The 21,190-nt window shown below is 48.8% G+C and carries 22 protein-coding genes and 2 pseudogenes; 12 read left to right on the top strand and 12 right to left on the bottom strand.

All coding sequences use genetic code 11. From position 1 onward, the window contains the following. Positions 1-29: 29 nt before the first annotated feature. Both L8G48_RS05765 and L8G48_RS05760 read right to left on the bottom strand, forming a co-directional pair. Positions 30-959, bottom strand: a complete 930-nt coding sequence (locus L8G48_RS05765) for an electron transfer flavoprotein subunit alpha/FixB family protein (protein WP_248263649.1) — start codon at positions 957-959, stop codon at positions 30-32. Beyond that, a complete protein-coding gene (locus tag L8G48_RS05760) occupies positions 956-1,705 on the bottom strand; it encodes an electron transfer flavoprotein subunit beta/FixA family protein (protein ID WP_248263648.1) in 750 nt (249 codons plus the stop codon). Before L8G48_RS05760 ends, L8G48_RS05765 begins: the two co-directional genes overlap by 4 nt. Before the next feature lie 124 nt (positions 1,706-1,829). Here L8G48_RS05760 and L8G48_RS05755 point away from each other — a divergent pair, with 124 nt between their 5' ends. Beyond that, positions 1,830-2,198: a SufE family protein gene (locus L8G48_RS05755; protein WP_248263647.1), complete on the top strand. Its 369-nt coding sequence runs from the start codon at positions 1,830-1,832 to the stop codon at positions 2,196-2,198. Between the two features lie 124 nt (positions 2,199-2,322). On the opposite strand, the gene tcdA is transcribed toward L8G48_RS05755, so the two are convergent. The 3 genes from tcdA to L8G48_RS05740 are packed head-to-tail and all read right to left on the bottom strand — an operon-like array spanning position 2,323 to position 4,530. After that, the gene (gene tcdA, locus L8G48_RS05750) at positions 2,323-3,099 is read right to left on the bottom strand and encodes a tRNA cyclic N6-threonylcarbamoyladenosine(37) synthase TcdA (RefSeq protein ID WP_248263646.1); all 777 of its coding nucleotides are present in this window, start codon (positions 3,097-3,099) and stop codon (positions 2,323-2,325) included. Further along, entirely contained in the window at positions 3,092-3,511 is a 420-nt protein-coding gene (locus L8G48_RS05745) for a PAS domain-containing protein (RefSeq protein WP_248263645.1), read from the bottom strand. Before L8G48_RS05745 ends, tcdA begins: the two co-directional genes overlap by 8 nt. Next, a complete protein-coding gene (locus L8G48_RS05740) occupies positions 3,508-4,530 on the bottom strand; it encodes a response regulator (RefSeq protein WP_248263644.1) in 1,023 nt (340 codons plus the stop codon). Before L8G48_RS05740 ends, L8G48_RS05745 begins: the two co-directional genes overlap by 4 nt. 351 nt (positions 4,531-4,881) lie before the next feature. Here L8G48_RS05740 and L8G48_RS13520 point away from each other — a divergent pair, with 351 nt between their 5' ends. After that, a complete protein-coding gene (locus L8G48_RS13520; protein ID WP_348983642.1) occupies positions 4,882-5,136 on the top strand; it encodes a helix-turn-helix transcriptional regulator in 255 nt (84 codons plus the stop codon). Between the two features lie 60 nt (positions 5,137-5,196). On the opposite strand, the gene L8G48_RS05730 is transcribed toward L8G48_RS13520, so the two are convergent. The 5 genes from L8G48_RS05730 to rppH all read right to left on the bottom strand — a co-directional run bounded on the left by L8G48_RS05730 (position 5,197) and on the right by rppH (position 10,621). Then, positions 5,197-6,048: a thymidylate synthase gene (locus L8G48_RS05730; protein WP_248263643.1), complete on the bottom strand. Its 852-nt coding sequence runs from the start codon at positions 6,046-6,048 to the stop codon at positions 5,197-5,199. Positions 6,049-6,217: 169 nt separating this feature from the next. Continuing rightward, positions 6,218-7,015, bottom strand: coding sequence for a prolipoprotein diacylglyceryl transferase (gene lgt / locus L8G48_RS05725; RefSeq protein WP_248263642.1), 798 nt, complete (start codon positions 7,013-7,015; stop codon positions 6,218-6,220). A gap of 23 nt (positions 7,016-7,038) precedes the next feature. Further along, positions 7,039-7,830, bottom strand: coding sequence for a sulfite exporter TauE/SafE family protein (locus L8G48_RS05720; protein WP_248263641.1), 792 nt, complete (start codon positions 7,828-7,830; stop codon positions 7,039-7,041). Between the two features lie 2 nt (positions 7,831-7,832). After that, complete coding sequence (ptsP, locus tag L8G48_RS05715) at positions 7,833-10,103, bottom strand: phosphoenolpyruvate--protein phosphotransferase (protein WP_248263802.1); 2,271 nt, start codon at positions 10,101-10,103, stop codon at positions 7,833-7,835. 5 nt (positions 10,104-10,108) lie between these two features. After that, positions 10,109-10,621: an RNA pyrophosphohydrolase gene (rppH, locus tag L8G48_RS05710; protein ID WP_248263640.1), complete on the bottom strand. Its 513-nt coding sequence runs from the start codon at positions 10,619-10,621 to the stop codon at positions 10,109-10,111. Positions 10,622-10,715: 94 nt separating this feature from the next. Here rppH and mutH point away from each other — a divergent pair, with 94 nt between their 5' ends. After that, positions 10,716-11,390, top strand: coding sequence for a DNA mismatch repair endonuclease MutH (gene mutH, locus L8G48_RS05705; RefSeq protein ID WP_248263639.1), 675 nt, complete (start codon positions 10,716-10,718; stop codon positions 11,388-11,390). Positions 11,391-11,408: 18 nt separating this feature from the next. After that, positions 11,409-12,080, top strand: coding sequence for a DUF2982 domain-containing protein (locus L8G48_RS05700; protein ID WP_248263638.1), 672 nt, complete (start codon positions 11,409-11,411; stop codon positions 12,078-12,080). A gap of 27 nt (positions 12,081-12,107) precedes the next feature. On the opposite strand, the gene L8G48_RS05695 is transcribed toward L8G48_RS05700, so the two are convergent. Beyond that, positions 12,108-12,842: an EAL domain-containing protein gene (locus L8G48_RS05695; RefSeq protein WP_248263637.1), complete on the bottom strand. Its 735-nt coding sequence runs from the start codon at positions 12,840-12,842 to the stop codon at positions 12,108-12,110. 159 nt (positions 12,843-13,001) lie between these two features. Between L8G48_RS05695 and L8G48_RS05690 the strand changes: the two genes are divergently transcribed. The 8 genes and pseudogenes from L8G48_RS05690 to arcA all read left to right on the top strand — a co-directional run bounded on the left by L8G48_RS05690 (position 13,002) and on the right by arcA (position 20,734). Further along, on the top strand, positions 13,002-13,292 hold the full coding sequence (locus tag L8G48_RS05690) for an ATP-dependent zinc protease family protein (RefSeq protein WP_248263636.1): 291 nt from the start codon (positions 13,002-13,004) through the stop codon (positions 13,290-13,292). Then, positions 13,291-14,040, top strand: a pseudogene (rimK, locus tag L8G48_RS05685) (30S ribosomal protein S6--L-glutamate ligase); the annotation flags it as partial. The gene L8G48_RS05690 and the pseudogene rimK, both read left to right, overlap by 2 nt. Continuing rightward, positions 14,000-15,063: pseudogene (locus tag L8G48_RS05680) on the top strand (succinylglutamate desuccinylase/aspartoacylase family protein). The pseudogenes rimK and L8G48_RS05680, both read left to right, overlap by 41 nt. Then, the gene (locus L8G48_RS05675; protein WP_248263635.1) at positions 15,053-15,415 is read left to right on the top strand and encodes an Hpt domain-containing protein; all 363 of its coding nucleotides are present in this window, start codon (positions 15,053-15,055) and stop codon (positions 15,413-15,415) included. Before L8G48_RS05680 ends, L8G48_RS05675 begins: the two are co-directional and overlap by 11 nt. Positions 15,416-15,477: 62 nt before the next feature. Further along, positions 15,478-17,175 (top strand): flagellar assembly protein A, encoded by a 1,698-nt coding sequence (locus tag L8G48_RS05670; RefSeq protein ID WP_248263634.1) that lies wholly within the window; start codon positions 15,478-15,480, stop codon positions 17,173-17,175. Between the two features lie 16 nt (positions 17,176-17,191). Then, positions 17,192-18,196, top strand: coding sequence for a class I SAM-dependent methyltransferase (locus L8G48_RS05665; RefSeq protein WP_248263633.1), 1,005 nt, complete (start codon positions 17,192-17,194; stop codon positions 18,194-18,196). 95 nt (positions 18,197-18,291) lie between these two features. Next, positions 18,292-19,911, top strand: coding sequence for an ATP-binding protein (locus tag L8G48_RS05660; RefSeq protein ID WP_248263632.1), 1,620 nt, complete (start codon positions 18,292-18,294; stop codon positions 19,909-19,911). A gap of 100 nt (positions 19,912-20,011) precedes the next feature. Continuing rightward, entirely contained in the window at positions 20,012-20,734 is a 723-nt protein-coding gene (gene arcA / locus L8G48_RS05655; protein WP_248263631.1) for a two-component system response regulator ArcA, read from the top strand. On the opposite strand, the gene L8G48_RS05650 is transcribed toward arcA, so the two are convergent. Then, positions 20,728-21,078: an Hpt domain-containing protein gene (locus tag L8G48_RS05650; RefSeq protein ID WP_248263630.1), complete on the bottom strand. Its 351-nt coding sequence runs from the start codon at positions 21,076-21,078 to the stop codon at positions 20,728-20,730. The two genes, arcA and L8G48_RS05650, sit on opposite strands and share 7 nt — an antisense overlap. Between the last annotated feature and the right edge of the window lie 112 nt (positions 21,079-21,190).

The following is a 21,190-nucleotide window of genomic DNA, read 5'->3' as shown; positions in this document are numbered from 1 at the left end:
TTAAGAGTACAAAAAACGTACGAAAAAAATTACAGTTTACTGTTTAATTCTGGTAGTACCTCGAATAAATCAGCCACTAAACCGTAGTCCGCCACCTGAAAAATTGGCGCTTCTTCGTCTTTGTTAATAGCCACGATGACTTTAGAGTCTTTCATGCCCGCTAAGTGCTGAATAGCACCGCTGATACCGACCGCAACATAAAGCTGTGGTGCCACAATTTTTCCGGTTTGACCTACCTGCATGTCGTTGGGTACAAAGCCCGCGTCGACAGCGGCACGTGATGCACCTACGGCAGCACCCAGTTTGTCGGCAACGTCTTCCAGCAGGTGGAAGTTTTCGCCGTTCTGCATACCACGACCACCCGAAATAACGATTTCGGCTGCAGTCAGGTCAGGACGTTCAGATTCTGCCAGCTGTTCACCCACAAATTCCGATTTTTCGTTGTTAAATACGGCGTCGATACTCTCAACGTCGCCACTACCGCCTTCCTCTGCAACGCCGTCAAAAGCGGTTGCGCGCACAGTGATGACTTTGATTTCATCTTCTGACTGCACGGTGGCAATGGCGTTACCGGCGTAAATTGGACGCTTAAAGGTGTCGTCACTTTCTACCGAGATAATGTCTGAAACCTGAGCTACGTCTAACAAGGCTGCCACACGCGGCATAAAGTTTTTACCAGTGGTGGTGGCGGGGGCCAGAATGTGGCTGTAGCCTTTACCGAAGTCGGCAACCAGATCAGCGATGTTTTCGGCCAACAGATGCTCGTAAGCGTCGTTATCAGCTAAAACCACTTTTTTCACGCCGTCAGCTTTTGCAATGTTTTCAGCAACGGTTGAGCACCCTTTACCGGCAACCAGTACCTCGATGTCGCCACCGATTTGCTGTGCAGCGGCTAACGTTTTCAGGGTTGAAGGATCAACCGCGTTATTGTCGTGTTCTGCTACCACTAAGATGCTCATAATACTTTCGCCTCGTTTTTCAGTTTATCGACCAGCTCATCTACATCGGCTACTTTTACGCCGGCACTACGTTCAGCAGGCGTTTCAACTTTCAGCAGCTTAATCGTACGCTTGACTTCCACACCCAGCTCGTCCGGGGTGGTGGTTTCCAGTGGTTTACGTTTGGCTTTCATAATGTTTGGCAGCGACGCGTAGCGCGGTTCGTTCAACCGTAAATCGGTAGTCACAACCGCCGGCAGGCTCAATTTAACCGTTTGCAGGCCACCATCGATTTCACGAATAACGTTAACAAAGCCGTCGTTCATTTCCACTTTCGACGCGAAAGTACCCTGCGGCATGCCAGTTAAAGCACCCAGCATTTGGCCGGTTTGGTTGTTGTCTGAGTCGATAGACTGTTTACCCAGAATAACCATGTCCGGCTCTTCTTTCTCTACCACACCTTTTAAGATTTTGGCAGCGGATAAAGAGTCCGGCATGTTATCGGTTTCAACCTGAATGGCGCGGTCAGCACCTAGCGCCAGCGCAGTGCGCAACTGTTCCTGTACCGCTTTCGGGCCAATAGAAACCACCACAACTTCGTCTGCAGTGCCCGCTTCTTTCAAGCGTACGGCTTCTTCTACAGCGATTTCGCAGAATGGGTTGAGTGCCATTTTGACGTTCGCCAAATCGACATCGGACTGATCTGGTTTAACTCGCACCTTGACGTTGTAGTCAATGACGCGCTTAACCGCGACAAGTATTTTCATGTTGTCTTCCTTTTTCTGGAATGTTCTCAATATTGGTCTTTATTATGGTGCCATTATCCTAGACTGGCGTCGATCTCACAAGTTATGGGAGAATAAAACTCTATTGCCGTAAGGGAGAGTTTACATGGCCAGCTGGGAACAGCTTTTTCGTCATTTAGTTCAACAAGCCAGAAGTCTACCAGAATATCCGGCCGAATGTCGCGCTGACGATTATCTGGTGGGTGGCTGCGAGGCCAAAGTGTGGCTGTGGCTGGATACTTCTAATGCAGAGGCGGTGGTGATTCGCTTTGATTCGGAGTCCCGTATTGTGCGTGGCTTGCTCGCTTTATTGCAGCAGCGGCTGGATGGCTGCTCAGTAGATGAAATAGCTGCCTTTGACATTGACGCCTTTTACTGCGCGGAAGGCCTGGACAACGCCTTAAGCCCTTCGCGCAGCAACGGCCTGTACCAAGTCGCCAAAACTCTGAAGCAGCGGGTTGTGAATGAGCGCTGAGGTTATAGGAGCTACTGCGGAGGACACCTGTGAATACATCCCTGTAGGGCTTGGGCAGCGCCATCCTTGGCGCTGCACACCTCCGCATTAGCTCCTGTAACCGCCGGTCGTGCTCACCGACAAATTACACTTTTTTCAACAAAACAGCGGTAGCTTGCATAGCGAAGCTGCAGGTAACCACCATGGCGGCGCCGAAGCCGGAGCTGCAGTCCATGCGCATGGAGCCGGAGCCGGGTTTTTGTAGTGTTACTTCGCCTTCCTGCTCACCGGAAATAACCGGGTAACGCAGTTGTTCTTCGGAGTACACACAGTCGACCCCCCATTTTCGTTTGGGATTTTTGGAAAAGCCATAGTCACGGCGCAGTTGTGAGCGCACTTTAGCCAGCAGGGGGTCTTGTTTGGCTTTGGCGAGATCCCCCACCCGGATCATACCGGGGTCTATCTGACCGCCGGCACCGCCACACACCAGTAAACGTAATTTCCGGCGTTTGCACCAGGCCACTAAGGCCGCTTTGGTGTTGACACTGTCTATAGCGTCGAGCACGGCATCGGCACCGGTTAAGTATTCTTCAAAGTTTTCCGGCAGCAAAAAGTCATCAATAACGCGAACTTCACAGTTGGGGTTAATGGCTTTGACCCGCTGCGCCAATACCTCGGTTTTCAGCTGACCAATGGTGTCATCAGTGGCCGGTAGCTGACGGTTAATATTGGTGGTGCAGACATCGTCTAAGTCAATGAGTGTCAGCTTGCCAATGCCGGTTCGGGCCAGTGCTTCCACCGCCCAGGAGCCCACACCGCCAAGCCCGGCAACCACAATATGCAAGCGCTGAAAATGCGTTAACGACGGTTGCCCGTAAACACGGCTGACACCACCAAAGCGCTGATCCGGTACTTCATTCATGACTGGGTTGTTCACTCACATCGTAAATAATAATGCCCACCTGATGCACTTCACCGCGTGGGTTTTTCAGCGGAATTAAGGTCACGTTTTGATACATCCACTCGCTCTGACCGCTTATGGGCCGGCTATGGCGAAAACGAAACACATATGGGCGCTGCTGCCAGGTAATAAACACCCGGGAATTTAACTGCCGTACACGGTCTATTTTACGCTGAAACCAGGCTTCATCGATATCTGCACAACAACGAAATAAGTTTTTGTCGCGCACTTCGCTGGGCCGAAGACCGCTGTGGTTCTGCATAAATTCATTCCACATCTGAATGTTGTTGTCGTTATCAACCACCACAATGCCAACATCAATGGCGCCCAGAATACTCAGCTTGCTGTGCAGCTCGTCCATGTCATCTATCATTCGTCGTCTCCTTGCAGCCAGTGTGCCAATTGCTGATCAAGAATTTTTACCGCGTCAGCAGGGAACAGCAACAATAAATCAAACGACAGTTTGTGTTCCGGCAACTGATAACCAATTTCTATGGCCAGAATTTTTTGCCAACGCTGCTCACCATGCTTTATTAAATCGCGCATGGACTGGTTCTCACCTAAAAGTACCGGCTGTGATGCCACAAACTCTACGTGCAACTGCTGGCCTAAACCATTTAAGCAGGCAGACGATAAAATCGAGGCAACGTCCATCAGTGATTCAATACGCTGTTGCTTCACCGAGCCAGTTTCGCCCAGTTTGCTGCCCAGTAATGTGCCAATATCGTCAATCGCAGCCTCGTTAAATAAAGTGAGTGCCTCACCCAAAATACCACTGCCCGAGAAACCCTGACTGACTGCGGCCACCTGCTGTTTGGCATCAATGGACTCAATGGTCATGTGCAATTCTGACGGGGCAATAAAATTGACATTGGGCACGGGTAATTCAATAAAGGTGTCCAGCACCCGGGCTAAGTGATCACCGGCCTGGCCCATTGCCACGTTGGACACCTCGCGGTACACATCGAGCGGATTCCCCGGAGCCTGACTTTGCTCACCGGCAAGTTTAAGTTGTCCGCCTGCCGGCTGGTACAAACCAAATTGTTGCAATAAGGTCTGAACTTCCTCGACCTTCATGGGCTTTTTCACAAAAGCCATGGCACCTAAAGCCTGTACCCGTTTTTGCGCTTCGGGCTGAATATCACCGGACACCACAATAACCAGGCTTTCCAGTTGCTCTTGCTTTATAGCTTGCAGGGTTTCGTAGCCGTCTTTTACCGGCATATTCAAGTCCAGAAACAACACCTCAGCTTGGCCTTCACGGACACAAGTAAGCGCTTGCTCACCGTGCTCAGCCTGATGCACTTCGGCATCCCAGTCATCCGGCAAGGTTCGCAATAGCTGCTTACGCGCCATTTTTGAATCATCACACAAGGTAACTTTTAGCGTCATAGGCTTCAGGCTCCGATCATAAAATATACTTTTAGTTTAACCTATGGTGCCGTTTAGCGCCATGTATGTGAACGTCCGGCGGCGGCAGTTTGATTCCGATTTATGAGCTAATACTGCCAATAAACAGCAACAAACAACCGGATTATTAATGAAAAACGTAACGCTTCAGCTATTTAACAAAAGAAAATGGTGGGACGCTGCCAACATCAGCTTTGGGCGGAAAGGTTAGTTAATGTTCCTGTTTTATTAGAACAACATGGTTGTCCTCGCGAAATACTGGAATTCCCTGCTATTGGTTTTAACAAACTTGACAGTAAATTAGCAGATTTCGGTGTAGACCATGGATGATTTATCGATAGAAGAACGCAGAGCGATAATAAACGATATAGAAGAGGCAATATCTCTCTCGGGACTGCAATTAAGAAAATCAGAACGAACTTATATGGTCTTAATCAGGCTCATTACGCCAAGTTTCTTGGTGTGGCCGATAGAACATTGTGCGACATTGAAAAAGGCAAGACCGACCCGCGTTTATCTATCGTCGAAAAACTGCTTGCTCCCGCCGGACTCCGGCTTAGCGCCAAGGCGGTTAACCATAAGCTATAGCCTGAAGCTATTGATGTAGGCTGACGTTTACGTCAGGCTACACCGGGTTCAGGTTAACTATTACACGGCAAAGGGGTATTTAATGGGGTCGTGACATTGGTAGCGGTTGACAGTGAAATCGTCTTTGCTGACCCAGGTTTCAATGTCTTCCAAAGATTTTATCTCAGGGTTAATGTGCAATTGCGGCGAAGGAAAAGGCTCGCGCTTCAGTTGAACATCACGCATTAGCTCAAGCTGGTTTTCGTAAATGTGAGCGTTCACTATTTTGTGGTAGGCCTTACCCGACTTGTGTCCGGTAATTTGTGCCACCAAAGCTAAAAGAACAAAGCACTGAATTTGATTAAAGTTAAGCCCCAGCGGGACATCGCAACTGCGCTGATATGAGGTTAGGTAAAGCGTGTCACCTAACAAGGAAAAATTATGAGTATGCATGCAAGGGCGCAAACAACCGAGTTCAAACTCACCCGGGTTATAGAAGGTTACTATTTCTCCCCGATCATCAATGCCTTTTGACAGATTGTTTATCACTTTTTTCAACTGATCTAAGTGACTTCCGTCAGGTTTTTGCCATGACCTGCCCTGTACCCCATATACCCGCCCCATATCGTCTTCGCCTTTGCGGTTCGGGTTATTTAACCAGGCTTGGTTTTCATTGGCATTGGCGCTCCAGGTTTTGCAACCAATATCACGAAACTGAGCGGCACTATCGTAGCCTCTCAGGTAACCTAAAAGTTCAGCAATAGCTGACTTGTAATAGCTTTTTCGAGTGGTAATGAGCGGGAATTGGTTGTTGGCAACATCGTACTCTAAATCGGCGTTTATGACCGTTAGACAATTAATGCCTGTACGTTCATTTTTAACCCAGATACCTTCGTCGACAATGCGGCGACACAGCTCTAAATATTGTTTCATTGTTTGTGCAGATTTTGTTGTGCGTAATGTTTCATATCGTACCTGATGCTGTAGCCTGATGCTATTGCATCAGGTGCGATATTGCCCGTGGAAGCCTATGCAAAAATAAGCAAATTATGTGGGTCAGCGTAGCATCTCACCTGACATGAATGTCAGGCTATATCCCGCGTCAGCCCGCAGGTGGTTGTTTCTTCGCACGCATCATCAAAATGACACCCAGGATGATCATGGGGATTGTCAGCCATTGACCCATAGACATACCCAGCGACAGCAGGCCTAAGTGGGCATCGGGTTCGCGGAAGAACTCAACAATAAAGCGGGCTATACCGTAGCCCAGCAGGAACAAGCCGCTGACCGCACCAACACCACGGGGTTTACGCTGGAACCAGATAATAACAGCAAATAGCAGCAGGCCTTCTAACAAAGCTTCGTATAATTGCGACGGATGTCGCGCCACCGATCCACCACTGGGAAAGTACATGGCCCAGGGCACTTCGGCTGCGCGGCCCCAAAGCTCGCCGTTAACAAAGTTACCAATGCGACCGAAAAACAGACCCATGGGCACTAACGGCGCAACAAAGTCTCCCACTTGTAAAAAAGTGCGCGCTTTTTTGCGGGCATAAAGATACATAGCTGCCATAACGCCCAGCAGACCACCGTGGAAAGACATACCCCCTTCGTGTATGTAAAACAGGTACAAGGGGTTATCAACAAAACGATCGAATTGATAAAACAGCGTATAACCAATTCGTCCGCCAAGAATAACGCCTATGAAGCTCCAGAACAGCAAGTCGCTAAACTGGTCTTTGTTCCAGTTTGGGTCGGTTTTGGTCTGACGCATGCCCCATAAGTAGGCAAAGGCAAAGGCGACTAAGTAAGTTATTCCATACCAATGTACATCTATCGGGCCAATGCTGAATGCTACCGGGTCGATGGCGGGAAACTGCCAATAGTCATTTGACGGCACTGCTTGTACTCCCTGTTTTATGGTTAATTAAAAATGAGCTGTACGGCGATCAGTATTAAAAACGCGGCAAAAACTCGCTGCAACTGTTTGACCGGTAATTTGTGCGCGAGTTTAGCACCCAACGGCGCTAATAACACCGAGGCCACGGAAATACCGACCCAGGCTGGTACATTGATTAAACCAAAAGCCCCGGTCTCCCGGCCTGAGAGCCAGCCATTCAGAATAAACATCACCACCGAACTGCAGCCGATAACAAAACTGCCCAGCGAAGAAATAGCAATGGCCTGACGCACCGGCAGGCGCATACGGCTTAAAAACGGCACTGTCAGCGCTCCACCGCCAATACCGACAAGACCCGATATAGTGCCAATACTATAACTGCCCAGCGCCACCAGCCGTTTAGACACAGAAGTTAGCGGCTCGCCCGTTTTTTGCGGAAAAAGCATGCGAATAGCCAATAAAATTAAGACGATTGAGAAAATGCGCTTTAACCAGTCCGGGTCAATAACAGTAACCAGAAACGCGCCGGTCATTGCGCCAATGGACAAGCCCGGCAGCACTCTAATTAACCAAAAGTTTTCCATTAACCCATGTTTAGCATGAGCGCGTGAGGCGCTGGCGGTGGTCATACAAATGGTAGCCAGGCTGGTGGCAATGGCACTGGGTACGACCAGCTCGGGTGGTACACCTAGAATAGGCAGTAGGTAAATAAGCAGCGGTACTATAACTAACCCACCGCCAATACCCAGCAACCCGGCTAATAAACCCGCCACGGCACCGCCGCCAATACACCAAAGCCAGGTGGTGAGTAACATGCTTATTTCCCTGCTCTGACAAAACCACCGAGTCCGATGCTTTCCATCTTCTCGGCTATCATTTTGCGAATTTGGCTGGGGTTTCGCGCCTGCAACGCTTTAGCCAGCATTACGTTCAGCGTACTGGAGCGCACATTACGCAGTATCCAGCGTACCCGATCCACGTTGTAACTGTTCATGCTCAGTTGCCGGTAGCCCATGGCCACCAGTAATAACGCCCCACCCGGATCACCGGCCAACTCGCCACAGACACTCACAGGTTTGCCAATTTCTTCACAGCGTCGGGCAATTTCATCGAGGCTGGCAAGTACAGCCGGGTGATAGGCGTCGTACAAGCTGGCAACCCGCCGGTTGTTCCTGTCCACCGCCAGTAAATACTGTGTGAGGTCGTTACTGCCCACCGAGAAAAAGTCGACTTTATTCGCCATAGCCGACAATTGATAAATGGCGGCCGGCACTTCTATCATTACCCCCAGCTGCGGCTGAAACAGATTAACCCCCACTTCACACCCCTGCTCTTCGGCCACCTCGAAATACGCTTGTTTAATAAGCCGGGACGCTTCGTCTACCTCGCTGGTACTGGTGATCATCGGCAGCAAAATGCGCAGGTTGCTTCTGCCAATACTGGCCCGCAGCATAGCGCGCATTTGAATCAGGAAAATTTCTGGGTGGTCCAGGGTTAAACGTATACCGCGCCAGCCCAGAAAAGGGTTGTCTTCTTTCAACAGAAAGTACGGCAGAGGTTTGTCACCGCCGACATCCAGCGTGCGCATGACCACCGGCTGATCAGGAAACTGTTCCAGTACTTCCTGATACATTTCGGTTTGTTCGTCTTCGGTGGGCAACTGGTCGCGCATCATAAACGGAATTTCTGAACGATACAGACCCACGCCGTCTATATTCAGGCTTTTCAAGTAGTCGTGCTTAACGTCGAGCCCCAGGTTCAGATGCAGACTAATACGCTCACCGTCTTGCGTTTCTGCCGGCAAATGACTGTGTCCGACAACGATGTCACGCAGCTCTTCTTCTTCTTCCGCCAGCTGGTGAAACTGGGCCAGCACCTGAGCTGGCGGGTCCACATAGATTTCACCGGTGTAACCATCAACCGCCAGCAACTTATCGGAGAAAAAATGCAGTTCAATGTCATCAACACCCAGTACCGCCGGAATGTTCATGCTGCGTGCCATAATAGCCGCGTGCGAATTACTGGAACCGTTGAGCGAAATGATACCGGCAATTTGTTCGTGCGGCAGCTCTGCCAGCATAGACGCCGTGACTTCATCCGCTATCAAAATAAAATGTTCCGGCCAGGGTTTACGTCTGCGCTGCCGGTTTTGTAAGTGCATAAGAACCCGCTGGCCGATGTCACGAACATCGGTTGCACGCTCTTGCAAATAAGAGTCTTCGAGCGCTTCAAACTGAGCGACAAACTGCTCCACCACATACTTTAATGCGGTTTGCGCACGCCAGCCGTCTTTTATCATGTTCTCGACGGCATCGCCCATACTGGCGGCATCCAGCATGCCCTGGTAGACATCAAAAATAGCCAGGGTATCGTCCGGTACCTGCCCGCTCATACGCTTAGACAGCTCTTTTAAGTCGGCACGAGTGCGACCAACTGCCTGACGGAATTTGCGAATTTCGTGAATGGGTTTGTCCGAGCGACGCGGTATCACTTCATCTAAACGCGCTTCCGGCCTTGAAACATAGGCTTCACCGATGGCAACACCCGGTGAACCGGGCAGCCCCCGCAAGCTGTGTATCCAGGGGGAATGTTCACTGGCCAGTAAACCTTTGGCGTCGGCGTGCGCGATAACCGCTGCCAGCTGCGCCGCCAGCGTAACAATAAAAGCTTCTTCTTCGCGACTGAAATGGCGCGCAACACTCTGGTGAACAACCACAATACCCAGCACTTTACGGCGGTGGATAATAGGTGCGGCCAACAAGCCCCGGTAAATGCTTTCGTTAGTGTCACTGAGCTTTTTATTGGAGGGATGTCTGCTGGCATCGGCAATGTTTAACGGCTCTTCACGCTGCGCCGCTAAACTGATGATACCTTCGCCAAAGTCCACCCGGACCGGGTTCCCGTCTTCAGCACGCAGCCCATCGCTGGCGGCCATCACAAACTGCTTTTGGTCGTTATCGGCCAAAAATACGCTGCAACTGTCAGTTTCTAAGGCGTCGCGCACCTGTCCCACCATGGTGCTTAAAGCCATGTTAAAATCAGGTGCTTTGTTTACGCCCTCTACTATCCGTTGCAGTGTAACCAGCATCATGTTTATCGTCTGCGCCTGTGCTGACGCCCTCCCGAATTACGAAATGGCAAAGCCTGTGAGGCAAACTCTTTCATCACCCGACGGTAAACATCGCGTTTGAAGGATACAACCTGTCGCACCGGATACCAGTAACTGACCCAGCGCCAGCCGTCAAACTCAGGATGACCTGAATGCAATACATCTACGTCTTCTTCACAACATTTAAGCCGTAACAAAAACCACTTTTGCTTTTGTCCAACACACATGGGCCGCTGTTCACGTCGAATTAAGCGCTTAGGTAAGCGATAACGCAACCACTGACGGCTGGTGTACAGAATTTCAACCTGCTCTGGCTTTAACCCAACCTCTTCGTAGAGTTCGCGGTACATCGCCTGTTCAGGGGTCTCGCCTTCGTGAATGCCGCCTTGCGGAAACTGCCAGCTCTGCTGGTTAATTCGACGAGCCCAAAATACCTGCCCATGCCCGTTACAGATGACGATTCCTACGTTTGCCCGGAACCCTTCTGCATCTATCACGCGAGCATCCTCAATTATTCTCTGTTATAGTGGATTCTTCCATAAAGCCCCGTTGCGGGCAAATGCTGATTCACTATTTACGAAGATTTAAACCATGACCGACAAGCCACAACGCCCACAATCCATCGAAGCATTGTTTCAGCGAGCAGCCGCTTTAGCCGGCCGTTCGTTTGCACAGCTGGCTGCAGAATCCGGTTTACAAGTCCCTGAAGATTTGCGGCGCGATAAGGGTTGGGTGGGCCAGCTACTGGAGCTACAGCTTGGTGCTACTGCGGGGTCCAAGCCTACGCAGGACTTTCCTGAATTAGGCGTAGAGCTGAAAACCTTGCCGGTAACGCCTGCCGGCGAGCCGCTTGAAACCACTTTTGTCTGTACCGCGCCATTAATGAATATTCAGGGAGTCCAGTGGGCAACTTCTAACGTACGAAATAAGTTGCAGCAAGTGTTATGGCTGCCCATTGATGGTCGCCGCGAGGTGCCTTTGGCAGAGCGCGTAGTCGGCAGTGCTTTTTTATGGGTACCCAGCGCCGAGGAAGAAGCAGGGCTGCGCAGTGACTGGGAAGAACATATGGACCGCATTGCATTGGGTCAGGTTGAAAATATTACCGCACGCCAGGGGGAAGCCATGCAAATTAGGCCTAAGGCAGCCGATGGTTCGGCGTTAACCGAGGCTATAGGCCCGGATGGGACCACTATTGAAGTACGCCCACGCGGGTTTTATTTGAAGAAAGACTTTACCCGCGGAATATTACAGCGCATGTTTGCGTAATAAACCACAGGAGAAATTATGCAATTTAATGTGACCCCACACGCTAAGCGCAATGCACTCACCTTTTGTGGATTAGCGGTACTGCTATTTGCGTTGTTGGTGTTTTTGCATTTAATTCGCGATGACATTCCAGTTGGCCTGTCGGTGATACTCGGCGCTGCATCGGGTATTTTGATGTTGCTGGGCATAGGAAAAATTATAGAGCCCCCTATATCACTGGTGATAACGCCTGAAGGCATTCGCTATTTACACCGTCGTGGGCAGTGGAATATTCGTTGGGAAAATATTATTCGTTACGATGTTCCCCGGGTAAACCGGCTACTGGAGCTGGAAGATGCGCCCTATTTAGGATTCCGCTTGTATCATGTGGAGGAAGTGCTGAATGATATTTCACCACGTCTGGCGTCTGCGCTACTCTTTGAGCAACGCCAGTTACTGACAATGGCGTTACGGCATCAGGCACCTGATCGCCAGGATTACACCGCTTACTTTGATATTCCTGACAGCTATATCAGCCCCAATGGTACAGTGTATAAAGGCTTGATTGGGGTATTTGGTAAACGCATGGAGCAAATGAGGGAACTGCTTGGTTACGACCTTTATGTCAGTGAAAGTGCTCTGGACCGCGATATTTACGATTTTAAAGCACATTTGCAGAAGTTGCAGGCCAGCCGTAACGAGGTTGCCTGACATGAATGTCAGGCAACAAACACCACATTACGGGAAATTAACGTGCTGAATGGCTTCCAACAGAGGTTTTTGAAAGTAATAGCCCTGCATCAGAGTCATACCATTGTCGCGCAGGTATTTGTATTCTTCTTCGGTTTCTATGCCTTCGGCAATTAACTGAATGCCCAGCTCTTCGCTAATTTGCTGAATGGAGCGAACCAGAGTTTGCTTCACTTTGCTCTGATAAATATCGCGAATAAGCTTCATATCAATTTTTAAAATATCGGGCTGAAAGTCAGACAGTAAGTTTAACCCGGCATAACCGGAACCGAAGTCGTCAATAGCGGTTCTGAAACCTTCTTTGCGGTAGGCTTCAAACACTTCAACCAAAAACTCTTGGCTCACCACTTGCTCCTGTTCGGTCACTTCAAAAATGATCTTGTTACGATCAAAGTTGGTTGTTTTTGCCGTTTCCAGCGTTGTTGCTAAACAGGTTTCCGGTTCGTAAATTGCGTTAGGCATAAAGTTGATGCTTAAATCGCCCGGTATATTAATACGCGATGCCGTTTCTATAGCCTTGACCCGACAAGTTTGGTCAAACGTATACTTATTCTTTCCCGTCACTTGCCCCAGTACTTGTCCGGCACCTTCGCCGTTTTCGCCGCGCACCAGAGCCTCGTAGGCAAATACGCTTTGACTGGAAATATCGACAATGGGCTGAAAAGCCATTTTTATGCCAAACCCCAGAGGTTGCCGGCAGTTGCAGGTTAGGCATGCAGACATAAGCCATCCTTAGTAAAGTCACGTAATTTAGTATCCAATCAACATTAGCAGATATCAAAAGAAACGTGAAAATTGATCCGATCGATCAATAAAAATTGCGTTTTGACTAAAATACTGTATTAAAGATTAAAGATTGAAGATTGGTAACAAGGTAAGACAATGACAACGATTGGTTGGCAAGAATGGGGAGCACTTCCTGAACTCAATATTGACCCTATTCACATGAAAATAGATACAGGAGCTAAAACGTCCTGTTTACATGCCTTCAAACTTGAGCCTTTTGAACGCAATGGTCAACAATGGTTGCGTATTTTTATGCACCCGGAGCAGGGTTCGCGGCGCGAGCAGATATGCGAAGCACCGGTTTTTGATAAACGCGAAGTAACCGACTCCGGCGGCCACACGGAAACCCGCTATGTGATCCAAACACGGTTACAACTGGGTAAGTAAGGAATTACCGGCTTACGATTGCGTAATCCCTCGTATTGGCGCATCGATAACCTTTTACGGCACCGCTGTTTTACGTCAGTTTGAGATGATTGGCAGTTACCCACTGAATGAATCGGTTGCTATTTCCCGTAGTCGTGACAAATTACGCTCACTGCAGCTGTTATCGCGCAAAGGTATCGGCCTGCCCATCACCGGATTTGCCAGCCAGCCACAGGATATTCCTGACTTAATTGATATGGTCGGCGGTGCGCCACTGGTGATTAAACTGCTGGAAGGCACCCAGGGTATTGGTGTGGTTTTAGCTGAAACGCGTCAGGCGGCAGAGAGTGTCATAGAAGCCTTTATGGGTCTGAAGTCGCATTTTATGGTACAGGAATATATTAAAGAAGCCGGTGGTGCTGATATTCGCTGTTTGGTTATTGGCGATAAAGTCATTGCTGCCATGAAACGTCAGGCCAAAGAAGGAGAGTTTCGCTCAAACCTGCACCGAGGCGGCAGTGCAGCTCTGGTAAAACTCACGCCGGCAGAGCGGGCAACGGCCGTTAAAGCGGCTAAAACCATGGGTCTGAATGTCGCAGGTGTGGATATTCTGCGCTCTAACCATGGGCCATTAGTGATGGAAGTTAACTCATCGCCGGGGCTGGAAGGCATTGAGCAAGCGACCAATAAAGACGTCGCGTCACAAATTATCAGTTTTCTGGAAAACAATGCCAAAGCGCACAAAACGCGCACCAAAGGACGCGGCTAAAATGAAACGTTTTGAAATTGCGGGGCAATGCGTAGAACCGGGGTCACACCAGCACATTACCCTGCCCGCGCTGCGTTTATACAACGACGCACCGCTGGATTTACGGATTGATGTGTTTTATGGCATTAAGCCCGGCCCGGTATTACTGGTCAGCGCCGCCATTCATGGCGATGAACTGAATGGCATTGAAGTTGCCGACGCCTTATTAACACCATTGATGCGCGCACGCTCAGCGGCACACTGGTCGTCGTGCCTATTGTCAATTTATTTGGTTTTATTCAGCAGTCGCGCTACCTGCCCGACCGACGCGATTTAAACCGCTGCTTCCCCGGTTCCGAACGCGGGGCCATGGGCAGCCGTATGGCGTACTTATTCAGTAAGGAGCTGGTTAAAAGGTCGACTCACATTGTGGACTTACACACCGGTGCCATTAACCGCAGTAATTTGCCGCAAATTCGGGTAGATGTTGAAAACGAGCAGGCGCTGTCCATGGCTAAAGCCTTTAGCACCCCGGTTATTCTGCATTCTAAAGAACGCGATGGCTCATTGCGGGCATTAGCTAACGAACTGAATATTCCGTTAATTTTATACGAGGCAGGCGAAGCGCTGCGTTTTGATGAAGCTTCGATAGGCGCTGGCGTTACCGGCGTACAGAACGTCATGAAGCATCTAAAAATAATGAAAGGACGCCGCCGCGGACGCCGTGTTACTCCGGTTATTGCGCGACGCTCAACTTGGATTCGGGCAGAACGGGATGGTCCTATCATTCCAAAAGTTGAGCTGGGTCAAACCATTCAGAAACAGCAAGTATTAGCGTTAAGCGTGAGTCCACATGGTGGTGAAGGTGATGAGGTTGAATCGCCTGTGCGAGGTATTATCATAGGCTGCAGCAATATTCCGGTAGCCAATGAAGGCGAAGCCTTATTTAATGTGGCGCAATTTGATAATGATACCATGTCAGATGCGACCGAGAGTGTGGGTTCTTTTACTGAGGTATACGAAAACAAACCCTATGAGCAGTAATTTAGCAAAGATTGATTTTAACCAGGGATTACGTCATTGTGATGGGCAACAAGAGCTGTACCGGCAAGTACTGAACTGTTATCTTGACCAGTTCAGTGGCTTACTTAACAACGAATTATTATTGAATGATGTTGAAAATGCGCGTCTGCAGTTGCACACGTTGAAAAGTTTAAGTGCAACCATTGGAGCTTCTGGCTTAAGTCACCGAGCGGCGCAACTTTTCAAGGACTGGCAACAGCATAACCGACAGCAGCGTGAAGAAGCTATCAGACAAGTTAATGCACATTTGAAAATGGTCAACGAAAAAATTGAAAACTACTGCAACGAATCTGTAGTCAACGATTCAAATTAATACGAAAAGTGCTTAATATTCGTTAAAATAAATGATAACAACAGTCGGAAAATAGGCACCTTATGTCCAGTCCGGTCAATTTCCGGGTTTCTGAAAGAGACGTTTACATTATTATTGATGCGGGAACGTCTCCCTCAGAAGTCAAAGCAGAGCAATTACAGAAAGCCTGGCAGGCTTCTGATCTTTCGGCTGCAAAACTGTTAGATCCTCAAATGATGGCTCAAACCGCCGCAAAATACGCCCAACACTACAGTAAAGATTCCACTAGCAGCATTCCTTTTCAGGTAACTATTGCTGAAATTTTTGATGCCGACCTCAATTTACAAGTGAGTGACGACGACATGATAGCCACGGTCAGCGCAATTGTTGGCTATGGCGGGAAAGCGCTCACGCAAGAAGTCATTATTGCGAAACTAAAGGAAAAGATGGTGACCTCCGGCATCCAGCGTAAGGCTATTGATGCTTTAGTGGAGCACACCAACGAGGCGCCGCCAGGTGCCGAGCTGTCGGTAACGGTAGCCAAAGGTAAACACCCCATTAACGGCAGCAATGCTAAGTTTAAGCCACTGGCCGAGGACGCCCGCAAACGCGTTCTTCGGCCTCAGTTACGCGATGATGGTACTGCGGATATGCGCGATTTAGGCGCCCAGATCACGGTCGACCCGAATCAGCCTTTACTGCAGAAAGTCCCTCCCAGCAAGGGTCGCTCCGGGTTTACTGTCTTTGGCCAGGAGCTGGGAGCCGTGGACGGTGAAAACCGCGAATTGAAGCCAGGCGAAGGGACTTGCATTAGCAAAACTGATGCTAACATGATTGTCGCTGACCGAACCGGCATGCCCAGCTTTAACGACAGCAGCGTGCAAGTTGACGATGTAATGCAGTTAAACAATGTGGATATTTCAACCGGCCACGTAAAATTTAAAGGCAGTGTCATTGTCAGCGGCAATGTTAGTGAGGGCATGAAAATTACTTGCTCGGGCGATATTACCGTAGGCGGATATGTAGACTCTGCGGAGCTGCACGCCGACGGTAACATTACCGTTCGTAAGGGCTGTATTGGGCACTTGCTTAACTCCGGCGATAATAACGAAGATGCCGACGACTGGATACCGGAGGTTTCTACCAAACTTGTTGCCGGTGGCTCTATCTGGTGCGCCTACGCACAGTATTCGTATCTGGATGCGCAAAATAGCGTACACACCGACAAGCAACTGACACACTGTCATGTGATAACCAACGGACCCGTAGCCATTGGCGGTGATGGCCGTAACGCCCGCGGTAAACTCATCGGCGGCACCATTGAAACCTGTGACCATATTTACTGTGGTCAGTTAGGCGCTCTGGCCGGCACCAAGACACGAATCTATTGGTCATTGCCACCGATCGACCCGCAATCACTGGAACATTTAAACAATATGCGCGGGTTACTTTCCAAAACGATGGCGCGGGCAAAAACCGTACAACAAGGACTGGAAAAGTGCGCAACGCTGGAAGACGGCCCGAAGAAACTTGAGTACCAGACCAAGCTTAAAGGCGAACTGCGAAAGCTAAAAGATCGTATAGCCTCAACCCGCCTTAGTATTGACTCTGTATTGGACGCTTTTGAAAACCACCCAGTACTGCGTACTATGGTCAGTAAAGAGGTGTTCCCGGGCGTTTTGTTTATTTTCAAAGAAAAAAGTCTGCGCATTAAAGAGCACCGAAATGGTACAATGTTCCTACTTCAGGACAAACAACTACGAGTAGATAGCTTGGTCTAAGCGGTTAACAATCACGATGTCATCTGCAATTTTATCCATGCTTGGGCGACAATCTGCTCAACCATGGAATAATGGTTCATTATTGGTTATTCACCCTGGCGGTGGCGAGCTGTCGTCCCTGACTAATGCTTCTGCCTGGAGTTTTCATAAGGGGCACGCCGCGAGCTGGGAGGCAGCCGGACGCCACGTCTATTGTCAGGCAAAAGCACCCGATTTAAGCGATTACGAAGGCGTTTTAATGCTGGTGGCGAAAGAGAAAGAGCTGAATCACTACCTGCTGGAGCAGTTAGCCTTATTGCCCGCTGAAACGCCAATCTGGTTTGCCGGAGATAAACGCTCCGGTATTCAACCGCTCATGAAAAGGCTGCCAAAGTGGCTTAAGCCGGCACAAAAGCTCGCCTCCGCTAATCATTGTTTGCTGTTTGCCAGTGCACGCAGTAGTCAGCCTCACTCGCCTGAACCACTGCAAAACTACGCCAGAATAATCACTTATGAGCTGGAACAACAGCAGAAAACCTTTGTGACTTTGCCGGGGGTATTCAGTCGTGAGCATATTGATCCGGCAACCTTATTGCTGTTGCAGCACCTGCACGATCTTCCCACAGGGCGTGGGCTGGATTTTGCCTGTGGCGCCGGGGTTATCGCCAAACAAGTTCTTTCGTTAACAACTGAACTTATGGCCTGCGACGTCAGTCCTATTGCCATTGCGGCGAGCCAGATGACACTGTCAGCTGAACCCATAACGGCCGATTTACGTTTAGCCGATGGTATACCGGAAAATGCCGGCCAGTTTGATTTCATTGTGAGTAACCCGCCGTTTCATACCGGTCAAAAAACCGATTATGAGATTGCTCGTCAGTTTATTAAAACTGCGCGGCAACACCTTAATAAGCAAGGCGTTTTAAGAATTGTTGCGAATCGATTTTTGCCCTGGCCAGAAGTGATTGAATCCATTTTTGGTCATTGCGAAACGCTTACCGATGATGGCCGTTATCGTGTTTACCAAGCAACTTGTCGATAAATAAGAATTTTTTTGTTTAATCAATGCCCTTTTTGTTAACGCTTTGCTAACATAAATAAACAAATCATTTTTTCAGAGACTGAGCAGTAAACTGAATGCATACTATTTCACTGAAGCGCATACTGATTTATATCGTGTTGCTGGTCACCAGCTTCGCGCTTCTTGTTGGTTTTACCATCAATATTGTCAGCCAGGTGGTTCAGTATCAGAATTCTCTGCACGAGCAAGCATTGTCTTATACGCGAATTGTTGCAGGTAACGCCGCCAGCAGCCTGGTTTTCAACGACAATGCGACAGAAAAGCAACGGCTTGACTCGTTACAGAACACCTCTTTTATTCAGCATGTTCATGTTTACCAAATGGATGAAACCAGTAATGAACTGACCTTTTTCTCGAGCTATAACAAACAAGGTCTGGCTCCCATTCCGGCGCAATTTTCTAAACTGGACAAGCTTACCACCCCGCAAATAAACGATAGCTACATTGAAGTATCACAACCGGTGGTGCTGGACGATGCGGTTATTGGCTACGTTTACTTGCGCGCTTCACTAGAACAAGCTCGGTTATTTATGTGGCGCTCTATTGGTGTGGCCGCAGTGGTATTTGTACTGACCTTGTTACTTTGCTGGCTGGTGACTCTGCGTTTACGCAAAACCATTGTCACTCCGCTGGATTCTGTTGTGGATGTTATTTCACAAGTGGCCCGGGATAAAAACTATTCGTTGCGGCTGGCACCTTCTCAGTTGGTTGAGTTTGATATGATGGCGCACGCGTTTAATACCATGCTGGACCGTGTACAGCAGCACATTATTCGCCAGCGACGCGCTGAAGAGGAAGCCAGTCAGCTAAACACTGAGCTGGAACGTCAGGTGACTCAGCGTACACAGGCACTAAAAGAGTCAAACAGTGAACTGCTGAAGACTCTTGAGCAGCTGCATCAATATCAGGGACAATTGGTTGAATCCGAAAAAATGGCGTCATTGGGCGACATGGTGGCCGGTATTGCGCACGAAGTTAACACGCCTATCGGGCTATCTGTTACCGCCTCTACCCTGCTGCAGGATAAGCTGACCATTATGCAGGAGAAGTTTGATGACAAACGTATTTCAACGTCTGAATTTGAACGTTTTTTAAGCGACTGCGACGAAAGCCTGCAAATTATCTACCGCAACTTAAGCCGCGCTGCGGACTTGGTTACCAGCTTTAAACAAGTGGCGGTTGACCAGTCATCAGAAATTGACCGTGACGTTCATATTCCATCTTTTATGAACGACGTACTCATTTCCGTTAAGCCCCGACGTCTGGATACAGAGAAGTTTCCGATTGAAATTTCCTGTCCGGAAAACCTGACTGTACGTGCAAAGGCCGGACCGCTCAATCAGGTACTGATTAACCTCATTGGGAACTCTATGGTTCACGCCTTTGACCATTATGATCAAGGGCTCATTAAAATTAGCTTTACTATGGTAAGCGACAACGAACTGGAAATGATTTACAGCGATAATGGCAAAGGGGTTCCGAGCGACATTGGTCGTAAAATATTTGACCCCTTTGTAACCACGAAACGCGGCTCGGGCGGCAGTGGTTTAGGGTTGCATTTAGTCTATAACCTGGTGACTCAGGTATTAGGTGGTAATATTCACTTTTTCAGTGAAGAAAAGGACGGGGTGGAATTTATTGTTCGTTTTCCTGTTACTTTAGTCAGCAAAGCTTGAAAAATTTCAAACAAAAGTCATAATGTAACGTCATAACTTTTATCATTATAAGTTCAACACCGTACGCACAGCAACGAACTTTTCGGGAAAATCAACGCTTATGAATGCCAGAATACTGATTGTTGAAGACGAAGTTGTTACTCGCCAGACTCTGACCCGCCTATTCCAGCAAGAAAGCTACGAAGTTTTTGATGCAGCTGATGGCTTGCAGATGGAAAATATTATGCGTCAGGAGCGCATTGATGTCGTTATTATGGACGTCAACTTACCGGGTAAAAATGGTCTGGAGCTCGCTGAGTCATTGCGCGAAAACGACAATATTGGGTTAATATTCTTAACCGGCCGTGACAGCGAAGACGATCGTCTGCTGGCACTTGAATTGGGCGCTGATGACTATCTCATCAAGCCATATAATCCAAAAGAACTGACTATTCGCGTACGTAATCTGTGCCGCCGCATTGACTCTTCGCGCACAAACAACCAAGTCGAAAACAACAGTGTTGAATTCCAGTTCCACGGTTGGCGTTTAAACAGTGACAGTCGTTGCTTGTATTCACCGGAAAATCAAATGTTTCGTCTGCCAAAAAGTGAATACCGCGCGTTGGAATTATTTTTATCTAACCCCGGCCGCATTCTGGACCGTGAAACCTTGGTTAAGCGTATGTTGGATCGTGAACTCCGCCCGAACGACCGCACCGTCGATGTTGCTATTCGCCGTATTCGCCGTCATTTCGAGTCACACCCTGAGACACCGAACCTGATTACCACCATCCATGGTGAAGGTTACCGGTTTATTGGTGAGGTTGATCAGCAAGCTCAGTGATGCTTCGCTAACCAGGCGTCAATTTGCTGCCGGTGCGGAATGACCGCATCGGCCCATTCAATTAATTTCCGCTCTGCTACTGGCCATTCCCAGTTTTCTTTTTCTATTTCTTCCATCATCTTAGCTAATGCTGTTAAACCAATTGAGCTACACGCACCTTTGACTTTGTGCGCTTGTTTTCTTAATTCGTCTTCATTGCGACTTTTAGCGGCCTGATGCAGCAACTTTGCATAACCCTGAATAATACCATCAAATGTCGTCAAAGTTGATTGGATGCCTTGGACGCCTAAGGTATCAAGGTACTGCTGCAATAACTCGGTATCTATCGCCGATTTTTCTGTCATCTTTTTATGCTCCACAAATCCAAAACTCTATCCTCGGCGTATTCAAGTTTCTAGTCAACCGCTGTGCAGATAGAATCGATTAGGGCAATCGGTGTCACCTAGTTAAACTCTG

It is taken from the genome of Idiomarina aminovorans, from assembly GCF_023155095.1.
In the GTDB taxonomy this organism is placed as follows: Bacteria; Pseudomonadota; Gammaproteobacteria; order Enterobacterales; family Alteromonadaceae; genus Idiomarina; species Idiomarina aminovorans.
This window is presented reverse-complemented; position numbering and strand designations above follow the sequence as displayed.

Bases quoted from the DNA above. Each gene is read 5' to 3' on its own strand.
- L8G48_RS05765 (WP_248263649.1), bottom strand. From the start codon at position 959: ATGAGCATCTTAGTGGTAGCAGAACACGACAATAACGCGGTTGATCCT.
- L8G48_RS05760 (WP_248263648.1), bottom strand. From the start codon at position 1,705: ATGAAAATACTTGTCGCGGTTAAGCGCGTCATTGACTACAACGTCAAG.
- L8G48_RS05755 (WP_248263647.1), top strand. From the start codon at position 1,830: ATGGCCAGCTGGGAACAGCTTTTTCGTCATTTAGTTCAACAAGCCAGA.
- tcdA (WP_248263646.1), bottom strand. From the start codon at position 3,099: ATGAATGAAGTACCGGATCAGCGCTTTGGTGGTGTCAGCCGTGTTTAC.
- L8G48_RS05745 (WP_248263645.1), bottom strand. From the start codon at position 3,511: ATGATAGATGACATGGACGAGCTGCACAGCAAGCTGAGTATTCTGGGC.
- L8G48_RS05740 (WP_248263644.1), bottom strand. From the start codon at position 4,530: ATGACGCTAAAAGTTACCTTGTGTGATGATTCAAAAATGGCGCGTAAG.
- L8G48_RS05730 (WP_248263643.1), bottom strand. From the start codon at position 6,048: ATGAAACAATATTTAGAGCTGTGTCGCCGCATTGTCGACGAAGGTATC.
- L8G48_RS05720 (WP_248263641.1), bottom strand. From the start codon at position 7,830: ATGTTACTCACCACCTGGCTTTGGTGTATTGGCGGCGGTGCCGTGGCG.
- ptsP (WP_248263802.1), bottom strand. From the start codon at position 10,103: ATGCTGGTTACACTGCAACGGATAGTAGAGGGCGTAAACAAAGCACCT.
- mutH (WP_248263639.1), top strand. From the start codon at position 10,716: ATGACCGACAAGCCACAACGCCCACAATCCATCGAAGCATTGTTTCAG.
- L8G48_RS05700 (WP_248263638.1), top strand. From the start codon at position 11,409: ATGCAATTTAATGTGACCCCACACGCTAAGCGCAATGCACTCACCTTT.
- L8G48_RS05695 (WP_248263637.1), bottom strand. From the start codon at position 12,842: ATGTCTGCATGCCTAACCTGCAACTGCCGGCAACCTCTGGGGTTTGGC.
- L8G48_RS05690 (WP_248263636.1), top strand. From the start codon at position 13,002: ATGACAACGATTGGTTGGCAAGAATGGGGAGCACTTCCTGAACTCAAT.
- L8G48_RS05675 (WP_248263635.1), top strand. From the start codon at position 15,053: ATGAGCAGTAATTTAGCAAAGATTGATTTTAACCAGGGATTACGTCAT.
- L8G48_RS05670 (WP_248263634.1), top strand. From the start codon at position 15,478: ATGTCCAGTCCGGTCAATTTCCGGGTTTCTGAAAGAGACGTTTACATT.
- L8G48_RS05665 (WP_248263633.1), top strand. From the start codon at position 17,192: ATGTCATCTGCAATTTTATCCATGCTTGGGCGACAATCTGCTCAACCA.
- L8G48_RS05660 (WP_248263632.1), top strand. From the start codon at position 18,292: ATGCATACTATTTCACTGAAGCGCATACTGATTTATATCGTGTTGCTG.
- arcA (WP_248263631.1), top strand. From the start codon at position 20,012: ATGAATGCCAGAATACTGATTGTTGAAGACGAAGTTGTTACTCGCCAG.
- L8G48_RS05650 (WP_248263630.1), bottom strand. From the start codon at position 21,078: ATGACAGAAAAATCGGCGATAGATACCGAGTTATTGCAGCAGTACCTT.